The following is a 15,274-nucleotide window of genomic DNA, read 5'->3' on the forward strand; positions in this document are numbered from 1 at the left end:
CCAACGTACGACGTTCAGCGGATGCCGGTCTTGCGCATCATCCTCAGCCCGCCGAGCATCCCCTTGACGTACTCGTCGTAGTCCTGGCCGGGCCGCGCACCGAGCACCTGCTTCTTGAGCACGGCGAGGTTCTGCACGTCGGTGTACTTGAGCAGGCCCTGGTCACCGTGCCGGGCGCCGACGCCCGACTGCTTCACGCCGCCGGACGGCGTGCCCTTGGCGGCGTACGCCGTGGCGAGGATGTCGTTGACGTTGACGTTGCCGGACTGGATGCGCCGGCCCACCTGGCAGGCCGCCGCCAGGTCGCCGCCCCACACCGAGGCGTTGAGGCCGTAGTCGGTGTCGTTGGCGAGCGCCACCGCCTCGTCGACGGTCCGGTAGCGGTGCAGCGCGACCACCGGGCCGAACGTCTCGGTGACGCCGGCGAGCATGTCCTGGGTGACGCCCTCGAGGATCGTCGGCTCGAAGAACGCCGGACCGAGGTCGGGGCGCGGCCGGCCACCGGTGAGCACGGTCGCGCCCTTGGCGACCGCGTCGTCGACGTGCGAGCGCACCCGCTCCATGTGGTCGGGCGAGACCAGCGAGCCGATGTCCGGACCGAAGTCGTACGCCGCGCCGAGCACCAGCCGCCGGGTCGCGGCGACGAACGCGTCGCGGAACTCGGCGTACCGCGGTTCGGGCAGGTACATCCGCTCGATGTGCATGCAGATCTGGCCGGTGTTGCCGAAGGCCCCGAAGATCGCTCCCTGCACGACCTCGTCGAGCTTCGCGTCCTCGAGCACGATCATGGGGTTCTTGCCGCCCAGCTCGAGGCAGCAGTCGATCAGGTTGCGCCCGGCCCGCTCGCCGATCACCCGGCCGGTCGCCGTCGAGCCGGTGAACATCACGTAGTTGGCGTTGTCGATCAGTGTCGGCCCGACGTCGGGACCCTCGCCGCAGACCACCTGAAACAGGCCCTTCGGCAGCCCCGCCTGCTCGAGCAACTGGATGCCGTACAGCGGCGACAGGGCGGTCTTGTTGTCCGGCTTGAGCACGATCGCGTTGCCGGCCATCAACGCCGGGATCGAGTCGGAGATGCCGGTGGCGAAGGGGAAGTTCCAGGGCGCGATGATGCCGATGACGCCCTTGGGCTGGCGGATCTCGGTGGAGGTCGAGAGCACCGGGATCGGGCCACCGCGCCGGACCGGCTTGAGCAGGTGGGGAGCCCGCTTGAGGTAGTGGCTCATCACCATCACCGGATCGCAGGTCTCCTCGATCGCCATCCGGCGGTTCTTGCCGCTCTCGGCCTGGATCAGGTCGGTGGTGGTGTGCGCCCGGTCGAGGAAGAGTGCATGGGCTCGCTTGAACACCGCGAGCCGCTTGCGCAACGGCCACGCCGCCCACACCCGCTGCGCCGACCGCGCCGCCGCGAAGGCCCGCTCGATGTCGGCCGGCGTCGACTGCGGCAGCTCGACGAGCAACTCGCCGGTGTAGACCTCGGTGAGCTTCCAGCTGGCGCCGCTGCTCGACGGGACGCGCGCGACCAGCCCCTGCAGGAACTCGTCGGTCAGGGATGCGGGTCGCTGCAATGTCATGGGCTCAGGCCCTCCCCTTCATCGGCCGAGCACGAGGTCGGCCCCGCGCTCACCGATCATGATCGCGGGTGCATTGGTGTTGCCGCCGGTGATCGACGGCATGATCGAGGCGTCGCAGACCCGCAGGCCCTCGACGCCGCGGACTTTGAGGTCCGGCGTGACGACCGCGAGCTCGTCGACGCCCATCCGGCAGGTGCCGACTCCGTGGTAGACCGACGTCGCGCGGTTGAGGATCGCCTGTCGCAGCTCGGGGCCGCGGACGCCGGCACCGGGGTGGATCTCCTCCTTGACCGACCCGCCGAACGCCGTACCGCCCATGATCTCCCGCACCATCTCCGACCCCTCCGTGAGTACGTCGAGGTCGGCCTGGTCGGCGAGGTACTCGAAGTCGATCAGCGGCGCGGCCATGGGGTCGGCCGACCCCAGCCGCAGCGTGCCGCGGCTGCGCGGGTAGATCAGCGTGGTGAGGATGGTGATCGCGGTCCGCGGATCGACATCGTGGCGGATCGGCGCGTCCTGGTTGGGCGAGACGTAGGCCCAGGGCAGCAGGTGCAGCTGCAGGTCGGGCACGTCGGTCGCCTGCGACGTACGCACGAAGGCGACCGACTCGAAGACCGAGTTGGCCAGGAACGTCCTGCCCGGGCGCAGCGCCTCCATCAGCACGCCCTTGGCGAAGTACGCCGGGGTGCCCTTCATCTTCGTCGAGGTGACGTGGAAGGTCAGCGCGTGGAAGAGGTGGTCGTGCAGGTTGTCGCCGACCGGCAGGTTCGCGACGACGTCGATGCCCTGGTCGCGCAGGTGCTGGGCGTGCCCGACGCCGGAGAGCATCAACAGCTGGGCCGACCCGACGAACCCGGCCGAGAGGATCACCTCCTTGCCGGCCCGGACCGTGCGCCGGGAGCCGTCGCGGTCGGTGACCTCGACGCCGGTCGCCCGGCCGCCCTCGATGACGACCTTGCGGACCAGCACCTCGGTCTGCAGCTCCAGCGTGCGGGGTGCGAGATGGTGGAGGTAGCCGCGGGAGGCGGAGTAGCGCAGCCCGCCGGCGGCGTTCTGCTGCATCCGGCTCACGCCCTCCTGCGAGGCGGCGTTGTAGTCGTCGAGCACCGGCACGCCGAGCGCGTCGGAGGTGGCCTGGAGGAACTGCAGCGTGCCGTCCTGCGGCGCGGCGTTGCGGGTCACCTTGATCGGGCCGCCGGCGCCGCGGAACTCGTTGGCGCCGTCCTCGAAGTCCTCCATCCGGCGGTACGCCGCGTTGACCTCGTCGGCCGACCAGCCGGTGTTGCCCTCGGCCGCCCAGGAGTCGTAGTTGGCGCGGTTGCCGCGTACGTAGACCATGCCGTTGATCGAGCTCGATCCGCCGACGACCTTGCCGCGCGGCACCGGCATCGTGCGGTCGAGCAGGTGCTTCTGCGGCGTGGAGTAGAGGCCCCAGTCGACGCGCCGCTTGAGCTTCGGCTCGGCGTGCATCGGCCCGATCATGCCGGGCTTCTTGACCAGGTACTGCTCGTCGCTCTTGCCGGCCTCGAGCACGATCACGCTCGCGCCCGACTCGGCCAGCCGGCCGGCGATCGCGGCTCCCGAGCTGCCCGAGCCGACCACGACGTAGTCGGCTTCGCTTGCGTACGACGGCTTCCGTGCCACGGCCACCCCTGTTACATACCGAGAGAATGTGAACCGTCACTGTAACTTGTTCTAGTTTGCTCGTACAGGCCCCGCCTCGGGAGGATCGCTCCGTGAAGATCCTGTCGATCCAGTCCTCGGTCGCCTACGGCCACGTCGGCAACTCCGCCGCGGTCTTCCCGCTGCAGCGGCTCGGGCACGAGGTCTGGCCGGTGGTCACCGTGCACTTCTCCAACCACACGGGGTACGGCGCCTGGCGCGGGCCGCTGCTCGCCGCCGACGACGTGCGCGAGGTGATCGCCGGCATCGGCGACCGCGGCGTGCTCGGCGAGGCCGACGCGGTGCTGTCCGGCTACCAGGGCGACCCGGCGGTCGGCGGGATCATCCTCGACACCGTCGCCCGGGTGAAGGAGCTCAACCCCGACGCGGTCTACTGCTGCGACCCGGTGATGGGCGACGTCGGGCGGGGCATGTTCGTGCGCCCCGGCATCCCGGAGTTCATGCGCGACACCGTGGTGCCGAAGGCCGACATCCTCACGCCCAACCACTTCGAGCTCGACTTCCTCGCCGGCCGGGAGACCACCACGCTCGCCGAGATCCTGGACGCCGTCGACGACGTCCGGACGCGCGGACCCCGCGACGTACTCGTGACCAGCGTGCTGCACGGAGACGTGCCGGAGGGCCGCCTCGACGTGGTGGCCGTGTCCGACGAGGGCGCCTGGGCGGTCGAGACCCCGCTGCTGCCGATCCTGCCCAACGGGTGCGGCGACGTCACCGCGGCGCTCTACCTCGCCCACCTGCGCACGACCGGCTCGGCGGCCGAGGCGCTGGCGCGCACGACGTCCTCGATGTTCGCGATCCTCGAGGAGACGCTCGCCGCCGGCACCCGGGAGATCCAGCTGATCGCCGCGCAGGACGCGATCGCCGAGCCGCCGATGAGCTTCGAGGTGCGGCGGCTGCGCTGACGACGGACGCCGGCAGACAGAGCCGGTGACAGGAGTCGAACCCGCGACATCCTCATTACAAGTGAGGCGCTCTACCAACTGAGCTACACCGGCAGCGCGCACATGCTAGTCGACGGGTCAGCTCATCCCGCCGTCGTGGGCGATCACGGCGCCGGTGATCATCCGGGCCGCCGGCGAGGCCAGCCAGAGGATGGTCTCGCCGATCTCGGCGGGCTTGATCGCACCACCCGGGAGCATCATCATCAGCCGGTCGGCGACCCGGGTGTCGAGGTCATCGGTGATCTTGTGGAACACCTGCTCGACGATCGGGGTGTCCACCGTGCCGGGGCAGATCGCGTTCACGCGGATCCCCTCCGGCGACAGCTCGAGCGCGAGCGACCTGGTCAACTGGGTGAGCCCGCCCTTGGCGGCGGCGTACGCCGTGGCGTAGGGCTGCGGCGCGTTGCCGGCGACCGACGAGACGTTGACGATCGTGCCGGTGCAGGCGCGCAAGTGGGGCAGCGCGGCCTGGATCAGGAAGAACGGGCCCTTGAGGTCGACCGCGTGCACACGGTCCCACTCCGCCTCGGTGACGGTCTCGATGCGGCCGAACTGCACGATGCCCGCGACGTTCGCGAGCACGTCGATGCGCCCCTCGGCGGCACAGGTGGCGATCGCCGCCTCGACGGCCGCCTTGTCGCCCACGTTGCACTCGACGTAGGTCACGCCGTCGGGGACGGTCGGGTTGATGTCGAGGCCGTATACGGTGTCGCCCAGGTCGCGGAAGAGCTCCGCGGTGGCGTACCCGATGCCGGACGCGGCTCCGGTGATGACGACGACGCGATTGCCGGGCTGGTTCATCTGCGGCCTTTCGGGGTTTCAGAGGGTGATCGAGAGGTGGTGCTCGACGACGCCCGAGCGCCCGATGCCGAAGCGGCGCTCGGCGAAGCGCCAGCCGTCCTGGCCGCCCTCGAGCTGGACCGGCTCGAAGCGGTCGACGTAGGTGCCGGTGAGGATCGGCTGGAGCGGCACCTCGGGGATCGCCTGGAAGACGAGGTACGTCGAGGTGACGGTCACCGATCCGTCGACGTCGGCCTCGTCGAAGATCGCGTTGGCGACGACGTGCTGGGTGCCCGGCGTGCCGTCGTCGTAGCGCTTCACGAGCCCGGCGTACAGCCGCTCGACCTCGGCCGCACCGGTCGCGATCACCGTGCCGTCCTCGGTCTTCAGCACCGCATGGGCCAGCAGGGCGCCCACGCCGGCGAAGTCGCCGGCGTCGATGAGCCGGCAGTACGTCGCGAGCAGGCCGCGGATGCGGTCGCCATCGGTCAGTTGCACGAGGAGGACGTTACTAGAACGCGTTCTATTTGGGATAGTCCGTCACGTTTCGGTCGTCGATCCGTCGATCGAGCAACCGAAACGTGACGGACTATCCCAAAACGGAACTTGAATGACGCTTGAAGTCCGGCAAGGGTGGAGGCCATGACCCAGCTGACCATCGGGCACCTCGCCGAGCGCGCGGGGGTGGCGACCTCGGCGATCCGGTTCTACGAGTCGCGCGGGCTGATCTCGTCGGTGCGCACCGCGGGCAACCAGCGTCGCTACGAGCAGTCGACGCTGCGCCGGATCGCGTTCATCCGGACGGCGCAGCGGGTCGGGCTGAGCCTGGACGAGATCGGCGAGGCGCTGGCGACACTGCCCGACGGCCGAACCCCCACGAAGTCGGACTGGCACCGGCTCAGCAAGGCCTGGCGGCCCCGGCTCGACGAGCAGATCGAGCGGATCCAGCGGCTGCGCGACCGGCTCGACGGCTGCATCGGCTGCGGCTGCCTGAGCCTGCGCACCTGCGCGCTCAGCAACCCGGGCGACGAAGCGGGCGAGTACGGCACCGGCCCGGTCTTCCTCGAGCCGGGCGGTGGCGCGGCGCGATGAGCCTGCTGCGCGAGCCGCACCACGACGGCTCCCCGCTGTACGTCGGACGACGAGGCGCCCGCACCCGGCTCCGTGGTCACCGTCCGGCTGCGCAGCGACCCGGTCGACCCCGTGGCGCAGGTGTGGATCCGCACGACGTACGACGCGGAGCCGACGCACCGGGCCCCTAGCCTCCGGACGCCGCGGCGATCCGGGCCGGCGGTGCGTGAGCAACCGAATCGCGCCCCGGACTGGTTGCCTGCTCACCGCCACACCGAGCGACCCACCCCAGCGGTGCCCCAGCAACCATCCGTACCGAGCAAACGGTTGCCTGCTCACCGCCGCCCGGCAGCACCCGAGGCTTAGCCTGAACGACATGGCGCTCCGCATCATCGCCAACCGCGCCGACCCGGCGCTGCTGACCCTGCCCTGGTCACTGCCACTGGAGGAGTGGACCGAGCACGTCGTGCCGCTGCCCCGCGGCCTCTCCCGCCACGTGGTGCGGATCGTGCGACTCGGCGAGAACACCTACGCCGTCAAGGAGACGGTCGAGGAGATCGCGTTCCGTGAGTATCGGATGCTGCGCGACCTCCAGCGGATGGGCCTGCCGGCCGTCGTGCCGCAGGGCGTCGTCACCGGGCGCGTCGACGCGCACGGCGAGCCGCTGCCCGCGGCGCTGCTCACCCGACACCTGCAGTTCTCGCTGCCCTACCGCAGCCTGTTCTCCCACGGCCTGACCGCCGACAACCTGCCGTCGCTGGTCGACGCGATGGTGGTCCTCCTGGTCCGGCTGCACCTGGCCGGCTTCTACTGGGGCGACGTGTCGCTGTCCAACGTGCTGTTCCGCCGCAGCGCGGGCGGCTTCGCGGCGTACCTGGTCGACGCCGAGACCGGCGAGCTCAAGTCCCACCTGTCCGACCGACTGCGTGAGTACGACATCACCGTGGCGACCGAGAACGTCTTCGCCGAACTGCTCGACCTCCAGGCCAGCGACTCCCTCGATCACGAGGTGCAGGCGCTCGACATCGTCGAGATGCTCCAGGAGCGGTACGACGCGCTGTGGTCGGAGCTGACCGAGGCCGAGGAGTTCTCGACGCACGAGATGTGGCGCATCGAGCAGCGCGTGGAGAGGCTCAACGACCTCGGCTTCGACGTCGACGAGCTCGACATCGTCACCGACTGGGACGGCGAGCGGGTGCAGATCCAACCCAAGGTCGTCGAGGAGGGGCACCACCGGCGCGAGCTGCAGGCGCTCACCGGCCTGAACGTCGAGGACGGCCAGGCTCGCCGGATGCTCAACGACATCGCGGCCTACACGGCGTACCTCGGCCTCGGTCGCGAGGACCGCTCGCTGGTCGCCAACCGCTGGCTCACCCAGATCTACGACCCGATCATGGCGATGGTGCCGCCCGCGGCGCGCGGCAAGCTCGAGCCCGCCGAGATCTTCCACGAGATCCTCGTACACCGCTGGTACCTCTCCGAGCGGGCCGGCCACGAGGTCGGCATCTTCGAGACCGCCCGCGACTACATCGACACCGTGCTGATGGGCAAGCCCGACGAGAAGGTCACCGCCGAGGACACCTGAGCCTGGACGTCAGTCGGAGGGCGCCTCCGACGAGCCGCCGTCGGAGTCCCGCCCCCGGTCCGCGCCGGAGTCGGCGTCCGCCTCGGGGTACAGCAGCGGCACGAAGGTGCCGATCTGGAAGACGCCGTTGGGCTGCAGCGTGACCCACTGGATGCCGGCCGGCCGGCCGTCGCGGTAGGTGACCAGGCTGACGTCGGCGGCGCGGCGCGGCTTGCTGCCGATCGCGATCGCGTACGCCGCGCCGCCGGTCGTCCCGGTCGTGTAGGTGTAGCCGACCTCGCCGTCCGGCCCGTCGACGCGCGTCGGCACGCCGCGCACGTGCAGGTGGCCGCCGAGCACCAGGTCGACGCAGCCGCGGGCCAGGGCCTCGCGGCCCAGGTTCGCGTCGTGGACGAGCATCGTGGTGAGCCGCTCGTCGGCGTCGCAGGCGGCGTCGGCCAGTCGGTGCTCGACCTCGTCGAAGCTCAACCCGGTCTCGTCGCGCCACGACCCGAGCCCACTCGAGCGCGGGTCGTCGACGCCGAGGAGCGTGGTGCCGCCCGGCCCCTCGACGACCTCGCCGTCGAGCATCGTCCAGCCGTGGTCGGCCAGGTAGTCGTGGACGAAGTCGCCGTGGTCGTGGTTGCCGGCGACGGCCCAGCGGTCGAGCCCGCTGAACGCCTCGGACACCGAGTCGAGGGAGAACGCCTCCCAGCTCTTGCCGGACGAGGTGTCGTCGCCGCCGTCGTACACCGCGGTGGCGCCCGCGCGGTCGGCGATCGCCCGGGCCACCCGGTCCATGCCGATGTTGTCGTGGCGGTCGGACACGAACGCGACGACCGTGTCGCCCTCGCGCGGCTGGCGCAGGTCGAGCGTCGCGGCCTCCTCGGCCGCCTCGGCGTAGAAGACCTTGCTCTTGTCGTAGGTGTCGATGGCGCTCTCGACCAGTCGCCGGGTCTGCGCCGTGGTCACGTCGCCGCGCACCTCGACCTCCTCGAGGCCGTCGGGCAGCGGCACCTGCGGACCGAGGAAGTCCTGGAGCGAGACCCAGCCGCCGTCCTCGTCCTCGACGGCCTCGCCCTCGGTCCACGGCTGGAGGAGTCCCACGCCCAGCACGACCACGACGCCGATCCCGATCAGCACCTGCGGCAGGTGGACACGGCCGGCGAGCTCGCGACGCCGGGCCCGGCCGACGAGCAGCCAGACGCCGATCGGCAGCAGGCCGATGATCGCGCCTCTCAGCGCCGCGTTGAGCAGCATCCCCTCGACCGCGTCGCCGACCTTCGTGATCTGGCCCTCCGGCTGGCTGGCGATGTAGGCGTAGCGGCGCACCAGCTCGTCGGTGGAGGTGACGTCGGTCTTGTCCAGGCGGATGTCGACGCCGAGCATCCCGATGCCCGGCACGCGTACGTCGGGGAAGACCGGTCCGGTGAACAGCACCGCCTCGCCACTCAGGGTCGGGCGCACGACCGCGTCGTGGCTCGCCAGCTCGACCTGCCGGCTGCTGGTGAAGAACACCGCCGCGGTGACCACGACCGCACAGACCAGCCAGGCCCCGGCGTAGGCCAGGGCCCTGAGCGCTGGTCGCCCGATCGCCGGCACGGTCAGCGACGCGCCTCCGCGATCGCGTAGAGCGCCACGGACGCCGCGACGCCGGCGTTCAGGGACTCGAGCTGGTTGGCCATCGGGATCGACACCAGCTGGTCACAGGTCTCGGAGACCAAGCGCGATAGGCCGTTGCCCTCCGAGCCGACCACGACGACCAGCGGCCCGTCGGCCAGGTCGAGGTCGGGCAGGCTGACGTCGCCGTCGGCCGCGAGGCCGACGACCATGCAGCCCGCCTCCTGGTAGGCCTTGAGCTGGCGCACCAGGTTGACGGTCTGCGCGACCGGGATCCGGGCCGCGGCCCCGGCGCTGGTCTTCCACGCGGCGGCGGTCATGCCGGCCGCGCGGCGCTCGGGGATGAGTACGCCGTGGGCGCCGAAGCCGGCCGCGCTGCGGATGACCGCGCCGAGGTTGCGCGGGTCGGTCACCTGGTCGAGGGCGACGATGAGCGGCTTCTCGGCGTTGACCGCGGCAGCGTCGAGGAGGTCGTCGGCGTGGGCGTACTCGTACGCCGGGATCCGCGCCGCGAGGCCCTGGTGCACCGCGCCGCCGGTCATCCGGTCGAGCTCGGACCTGGAGACCTCGAGCAGCTTGATGCCCCGGTCGGCCGCGAGCTGGAACGCCTCGCGCATGCGGCCGTCACGCTCGGCACCCTCGCCGACGTAGAGCGCGGTGACGGGCACACCCTCGCGCAGCGCCTCGACGACGGAGTTGCGGCCGGCGACCCACTCGGCGTCGCTCGACGTGCGCCGCTTGGGCCGACGGGCCTGATCCTTCTCGGCACGCTTCGCCGCCTTGTGCGCGGCGTGGTAAGGCCGGTCCTTGGCCTTCGGCGTCGGCCCCTTGCCCTCGAGGCCGCGGCGCACCCGGCCGCCCGACCCCGCGGTCGGGTTGCCCTTGCTGCTCTTGCGGATCGCGCCCTTGCGCTGCGAATTGCCAGCCACGTCAGTGCCTTCCACCGGTCATCAGGCCAGGCTCCACTTCGGTCCGTCGGGGGTGTCCTCCACCTCGACGCCGGCCGCCTTGATCCGGTCGCGGATCGCGTCGGCGGTCGCGAAGTCCTTGGCGGCGCGGGCCTGTGCGCGCTGCTCGAGCAGCCCGGCGACGAGCGCGTCGACCGCGTCGGTGAGCCGCTGGTCGTCGGCGGCGCCGGCCCAGACCGGGTCGGCCGGGTCGAGGCCGAGCACGCCCAGCATCGCCCGCACCTGCGCGGCGTACGGCGTCGCGTCGTCCCGGTTGCCCAGCGCGGCATTTCCTTGTCGCACCGTGTCGTAGACGACCGCGATGGCCGCGGGCGTGCCCAGGTCGTCGTTCATCGCCGCGACGAAGGCCTCCGGCAGCTCGCCCGCCGCCACGTCGCCGGCGCGGTCGAGGAAGCTCTCGATCCGGCGGAAGCCGGCGGCGGCCTCGTCGAGCGCGTCGAAGCTGAACTCGACGTGGCTGCGGTAGTGGGCGGCCAGCAGGTAGTAGCGCAGCTCGATGCCCCGGTACTTCTGGAGCACTGCGGGGATCGTCAGCGAGTTGCCGAGCGACTTGCTCATCTTCTCGCCGGCGGTGGTGATCCAGGCGTTGTGCATCCAGTACGACGCGAACCGCTGGCCGGCCGCGCGCGACTGGGCCTGCTCGTTCTCGTGGTGCGGGAAGCGCAAATCGACGCCGCCGCCGTGGATGTCGAAGGCGGAGCCGAGGTACTTGCCGGCCATCGCCGAGCACTCGATGTGCCAGCCCGGGCGTCCGCGGCCCCATGGGCTCGGCCACGACGCGGTCTCGGGCTCGGAGTCCTTGCGGCCCTTCCAGAGCGCGAAGTCGCGCGGGTCCCGCTTCCCGCGCGGATCGGCGTCCTCGGCGGCCTCCATGTCGTCGATGCGCTGGTGGGTGAGCTCGCCGTACTGCGGCCAGGAGCGGACGTCGAAGTAGACGTCGCCGGAGCCGTCCGCGGCGGCGTACGCATGCCCCCCGTCGATCAGCAGCTGGATCAGCTCGATCATCTCGGGCACGTGGCCGGTGGCGGCCGGCTCGTAGGTCGGCGGCGCGACGTTGAGCGCGTCGTAGGCCCGGTCGAGCTCGCGCTTCATCCGATAGGCGAGCTCGTACCAGGCGAGGCCCTGGTCGGCCGACTTGGTCAGGATCTTGTCGTCGATGTCGGTGACGTTGCGGATGAAGGTCACGTCGTAGCCGAGGTGGCGCAGCCAGCGCTGCAGGACGTCGAAGTTCACCCCCGAGCGCACGTGGCCGACGTGCGGCTCGGACTGCACGGTGAGGCCGCAGACGTAGAGGCCCACTTTCCCCTCCTCGAGGGGAACGAAGTCACGGACTTCGCGGGTCGCGGTGTCGTACAGCCTGAAGGTCACACCGGGAAGTCTAGGGTTTGTGGGTGAGCCGCCCGACATTGCCGATCCTGGCCACCGTCCTCGCCGGCGCCCTCGTGGCGCCGCTCCTCGCCGCCGCACCCGCCTCGGGCGCGCCGGCACGACGGATCGACTACGCCCAGTGGGACACCGCGACGGAGCTGCGCTCCGGCACGCTCGCCGGGGTTCGCGTCGGCGCCGGCGGCCGGATCTCGCTGCCACCGGACACCCGTGCCGGCATCTGGCGCTCGCCCTGGGCGCAGCCCGGCTTCCGGCTCACCCGGCTGATCGCGTCGTGGGACGCGCGCACGCCGGGCAACAGCCGGATCCGCATCGACGTGCGCGGCCGCACCGGCACGACGACGTCGAGCTGGGACACGCTGGGCGTCTGGGCCGAGCACGACCGGTTCTTCCGGCGTACGACCAAGGGCCCGCAGCGCGACGACCTCGGGTCGGTCAGCGTCGACACCTGGGCGGTGCCCGGCGGCGTCACGGCGTACCAGCTGCGGGTGACGCTGGTGCGCCGGGCCGGCCAGGCCCGCTCGCCCTTCGTCGACACGGTCGGCGCGGTGGCGTCCCGCCTGCCGGACGTCTCGTCGGTGCCGACCTCGAAGCCGGGTCCGGCGAGCGGGATCGTGCTCGACGTGCCGGGGTACTCCCAGATGATCCATCGCGGCCACTACCCGGAGTACGGCGCGGGCGGCGAGGCGTGGTGCTCGCCCACGTCGACGTCGATGGTGCTCGGCTACTACGGCGCGCTGCCGGACGCCGCGGCCTACGCCTCGGTGCCCGCGAACCACGTCGACCCGTGGGTCGACCACGCGGCCCGGATGACCTACGACTACGCCTACCGGGGCACCGGCAACTGGCCCTTCAACACGGCGTACGCCGCGACGCTGGTCGACCGCGCCTTCGTGACCCGGCTGCGGTCGCTGCGCGAGGCCGAGCTCTTCATCCAGGCGGGCATCCCGCTGGTGGCGTCGATCGCCTTCGGACGCGGTCAGCTGACCGGGGCGCCGATCTCGTCGTCCAACGGGCACCTGCTGGTGATCAGCGGCTTCACCGACACCGGCGACGTGGTCGTCAACGACCCGGCCGCCGCGAGCGACGCCGCCGTGCGGCGTACCTACGACCGCGGCGAGTTCGAGAACGTCTGGCTCCCCGCCTCCGGCGGCACCGTCTACGTGATCGCCGACGCCGCCCATCCGCTGCCGGTCAGCCCGCGAGGAAACTGGTAGCGGAACCGCGCCGGCGGATCCGCTACCGGTGGTTGAGCAAGCGACCGCGAGTGAGCTGGCGAACTCGCGCGGAGCGCGTCGAAACCCGGGGAGTCGCAAAGCAGCCTAGGCGCCGTAACCCCCATCCACATCCAGCTTCTGCCCGCTGACGAACCCGGCGCGGTCGGAGGCCAGGAAGCAGACCGCCTCGGCGATGTCGTGGGCGGTGCCGAAGCGGCGCAGCGGGATGTTGCGGCGGGCGACGGCGAGCGCCTCCTCGGAGAGCTCGCCGGAGTCGATCAGCCGGGCGGCCATGCCGTCGGTGAGCATGCCGGGCCCGACCGCGTTGACCCGGACGCCGTAGCGGCCCTCCTCGACCGCGAGCGCACGCACCATCGCCTCGACCGCGGCCTTGGGCGCCGAGGAGAGCCCGTCGCGCACAGGGAAGCGCGTCGTGGCGGCGGTCGTCACCGCGACGATCGAGCCCTCGCTCTCACGCAGGTGCCGCAGCGCGGGCTGTACGACGGCGAAGAATCCGGCCGCATCGGCGGCCAGCTGCTCGGCCATCGTCGCCGGGGCGACGGCGGAGAGATGGGTCATCGGGATGTGCGGCCCCGCGGCGTACACCAGCGTGTGCAGGCCGCCCCGAGACTCGGCCACCGCGTCGACGACCGAGGCGGCGTCGACGACCGCCGTCGGCGCCGCGAGGTCGAGGGCGTGCGCCGACGCGTGCACGCCCCACTCCCGCGCGGCCTCGACGACCTGCTCCCCAGCCTCGGGCCGGGAGCGGTAGGTCACCGCGACGTGCGAGCCCCGGCTCGCCAGCATCCGCGCGATCGCGAGACCGAGCCCGCCGCTCCCGCCGACGACGAGCGCCGCACCGGGCCGCTCACTGAGCTCACCCATCCACCGACTCCTTCGCCTCGAAGCTGATCGTGTGCCATCCGGTCGCGCCGTCGGGCACGGTGTCGTGCACCTCGCCGGTCTGCGCCTCGCCGTGAGCGTCGCGGGCCCGCACCGCCAGGGTGTGCTCGCCCGGCTCGACGTCGAGCGTCGCGGCCCACTGCACCCAGGTGTCGGCGCTCGGCACCCGACCGAGCTCGGCGCGCTGCCAGGGCCCGCCGTCGACCGAGACCTCGACCGCGGAGATGCCGTCGTGCTGGGCCCACGCGACGCCACCGACCCGGCCCCCGGACGCCGCTATCTCGCCGCCGTCGCCGGGCACGTCGATGCGCGAGGCGATCTTCACCGGGCCCTGCTCGGCCCAGCCACGCTGGGTCCAGTAGGCCTCGATGTCGTCGAACCTGGTCACCTCCAGGTCCACGACCCACTTGCACGCGGACACGTAGCCGTAGAGGCCCGGCACGATCGTGCGCACCGGGAAGCCGTGGTCGATCGGCAGCGGGTGGCCGTTCATCGCCACGGCGAGCATCGCGTCGCGGCCGTCGGTGAGCGCGGCGAGCGGCGTACCGCACGTCCAGCCGTCGTCGGAGGTCTGCAGCACCGCGTCGGCACCGGGCTGGACCCCGGCCTCGCGCAGCAGGTCGGCGATGCGGACGCCGCTCCACCACGCGTTGCCGATCAGGTCGCCGCCGACCGGGTTGGAGACGCAGTTGAGCGTCACCCACGCCTGGGTGACCTGCCGCGCGATCAGGTCGCGGTAGCTCAGCACGATCTCGCGATCGACCATGCCGTGGATGCGCAGCTGCCAGCCCGCCGGGTCGACGGTCGGGACGACGAACGCCGTGTCGATCCGGTAGAAGTCGGTCGCCGGCGTCGCCCAGGGCTCCAGCCCCTCCAGCCCGACCCGCACCCCGGCCGGCAGCTCCGGCTCGGTGACTCCCGGCAGCCGCAGCAGCCGCCTGGCCTCCTCCACGTGCCGGCGGCCGCTGCCGACGACGCGGCCGACGGCGCCGACCACGACGGCACCGGCGACGACGAACCCGGTGCGGAGCAGGAAGGCACGGCGTGTGTGGTCGGCCGTCCCCGTCGCGACCGTCGTCGGCGCGGCGGCCGCGACCACCTCGGCCCGCTCGTGCCGGCGCAGCGGCTCGGTGAGCAGCGAGAGACACACCAGCCAGGTCGCGAACCCGACCGCGACCGGCAGCAGGTCGATGGTGCCGGTGCGGGGCTGCGACCACACGGCCACCCCACCCACGAGGGCGAGCCCGGCGTACACGACGACGGGCGCCCACCACGAGCGGCGCGCGAGCCGCCCGGCCCAGGCGAACAGCACCGCGCACAGCATCAGGATCACCAGCAGCAGAAACGGCTTGTCCCAGTGCCCCAAGAACCGGATCGCCCGCTCGACCACCACGCCGGGCGTGAGCCGCACGACTCCCTCGGCCACGGCGGTGAGCGGTGCGTCGCGGGTGGTCAGCACCATCGCGGCGCCGTAGCTGGCGGCGAGGCCGGCGAACCCGGCCGCCAAGCCGGCGACCGACCAGCTGCCGCGGGACGTCCTCACCAGACCGATTGTGGCTCAGGC

Annotated in this window: 13 protein-coding genes and 1 tRNA gene; 4 read left to right on the forward strand and 10 right to left on the reverse strand. The window is 71.8% G+C overall.

Features of this window, described 5'->3' with window-relative positions; translation table 11 throughout:
• Nucleotides 1-14: 14 nt before the first annotated feature.
• Together FHU40_RS09635 and FHU40_RS29430 are read right to left on the reverse strand one after the other, a co-directional pair.
• A complete protein-coding gene (locus tag FHU40_RS09635; protein ID WP_183591971.1) occupies nucleotides 15-1,574 on the reverse strand; it encodes a succinic semialdehyde dehydrogenase in 1,560 nt (519 codons plus the stop codon).
• Between the two features lie 18 nt (nucleotides 1,575-1,592).
• A complete protein-coding gene (locus FHU40_RS29430; RefSeq protein ID WP_183591972.1) occupies nucleotides 1,593-3,218 on the reverse strand; it encodes a GMC family oxidoreductase N-terminal domain-containing protein in 1,626 nt (541 codons plus the stop codon).
• A gap of 92 nt (nucleotides 3,219-3,310) precedes the next feature.
• Here FHU40_RS29430 and pdxY point away from each other — a divergent pair, with 92 nt between their 5' ends.
• Nucleotides 3,311-4,162: a pyridoxal kinase PdxY gene (gene pdxY / locus FHU40_RS09645; protein ID WP_183591973.1), complete on the forward strand. Its 852-nt coding sequence runs from the start codon at nucleotides 3,311-3,313 to the stop codon at nucleotides 4,160-4,162.
• A gap of 20 nt (nucleotides 4,163-4,182) precedes the next feature.
• Here the strand turns inward: pdxY and FHU40_RS09650 are convergent.
• The 3 genes from FHU40_RS09650 to FHU40_RS09660 all read right to left on the reverse strand — a co-directional run bounded on the left by FHU40_RS09650 (nucleotide 4,183) and on the right by FHU40_RS09660 (nucleotide 5,479).
• A tRNA-Thr gene (locus FHU40_RS09650) sits at nucleotides 4,183-4,255 on the reverse strand.
• Between the two features lie 24 nt (nucleotides 4,256-4,279).
• A complete protein-coding gene (locus FHU40_RS09655; protein ID WP_183591974.1) occupies nucleotides 4,280-5,002 on the reverse strand; it encodes an SDR family NAD(P)-dependent oxidoreductase in 723 nt (240 codons plus the stop codon).
• Between the two features lie 18 nt (nucleotides 5,003-5,020).
• A complete protein-coding gene (locus tag FHU40_RS09660; protein WP_183591975.1) occupies nucleotides 5,021-5,479 on the reverse strand; it encodes a nuclear transport factor 2 family protein in 459 nt (152 codons plus the stop codon).
• A gap of 144 nt (nucleotides 5,480-5,623) precedes the next feature.
• Between FHU40_RS09660 and soxR the strand changes: the two genes are divergently transcribed.
• Both soxR and FHU40_RS09670 read left to right on the forward strand, forming a co-directional pair.
• On the forward strand, nucleotides 5,624-6,073 hold the full coding sequence (gene soxR, locus FHU40_RS09665; protein ID WP_183591976.1) for a redox-sensitive transcriptional activator SoxR: 450 nt from the start codon (nucleotides 5,624-5,626) through the stop codon (nucleotides 6,071-6,073).
• Nucleotides 6,074-6,428: 355 nt separating this feature from the next.
• Complete coding sequence (locus FHU40_RS09670) at nucleotides 6,429-7,637, forward strand: DUF4032 domain-containing protein (RefSeq protein WP_183591977.1); 1,209 nt, start codon at nucleotides 6,429-6,431, stop codon at nucleotides 7,635-7,637.
• 9 nt (nucleotides 7,638-7,646) lie between these two features.
• On the opposite strand, the gene FHU40_RS09675 is transcribed toward FHU40_RS09670, so the two are convergent.
• The 3 genes from FHU40_RS09675 to cysS are packed head-to-tail and all read right to left on the reverse strand — an operon-like array spanning nucleotide 7,647 to nucleotide 11,572.
• Nucleotides 7,647-9,218: a metallophosphoesterase gene (locus FHU40_RS09675; RefSeq protein WP_221199543.1), complete on the reverse strand. Its 1,572-nt coding sequence runs from the start codon at nucleotides 9,216-9,218 to the stop codon at nucleotides 7,647-7,649.
• Nucleotides 9,219-9,220: 2 nt separating this feature from the next.
• Nucleotides 9,221-10,165, reverse strand: coding sequence for a 23S rRNA (guanosine(2251)-2'-O)-methyltransferase RlmB (gene rlmB / locus FHU40_RS09680; RefSeq protein ID WP_183591978.1), 945 nt, complete (start codon nucleotides 10,163-10,165; stop codon nucleotides 9,221-9,223).
• Nucleotides 10,166-10,186: 21 nt separating this feature from the next.
• Nucleotides 10,187-11,572: a cysteine--tRNA ligase gene (gene cysS / locus FHU40_RS09685; protein ID WP_183591979.1), complete on the reverse strand. Its 1,386-nt coding sequence runs from the start codon at nucleotides 11,570-11,572 to the stop codon at nucleotides 10,187-10,189.
• Nucleotides 11,573-11,595: 23 nt separating this feature from the next.
• Here cysS and FHU40_RS28910 point away from each other — a divergent pair, with 23 nt between their 5' ends.
• Entirely contained in the window at nucleotides 11,596-12,807 is a 1,212-nt protein-coding gene (locus FHU40_RS28910) for a C39 family peptidase (protein ID WP_183591980.1), read from the forward strand.
• 105 nt (nucleotides 12,808-12,912) lie between these two features.
• Here FHU40_RS28910 and FHU40_RS09695 read toward each other — a convergent pair whose 3' ends face one another.
• A complete protein-coding gene (locus tag FHU40_RS09695) occupies nucleotides 12,913-13,692 on the reverse strand; it encodes an SDR family NAD(P)-dependent oxidoreductase (RefSeq protein ID WP_183591981.1) in 780 nt (259 codons plus the stop codon).
• Complete coding sequence (locus FHU40_RS09700) at nucleotides 13,685-15,253, reverse strand: molybdopterin-dependent oxidoreductase (protein WP_343057804.1); 1,569 nt, start codon at nucleotides 15,251-15,253, stop codon at nucleotides 13,685-13,687. Before FHU40_RS09700 ends, FHU40_RS09695 begins: the two co-directional genes overlap by 8 nt.
• Between the last annotated feature and the right edge of the window lie 21 nt (nucleotides 15,254-15,274).

The organism is Nocardioides soli (genome assembly GCF_014191495.1).
Classification (GTDB): domain Bacteria; phylum Actinomycetota; class Actinomycetes; order Propionibacteriales; family Nocardioidaceae; genus Nocardioides; species Nocardioides soli.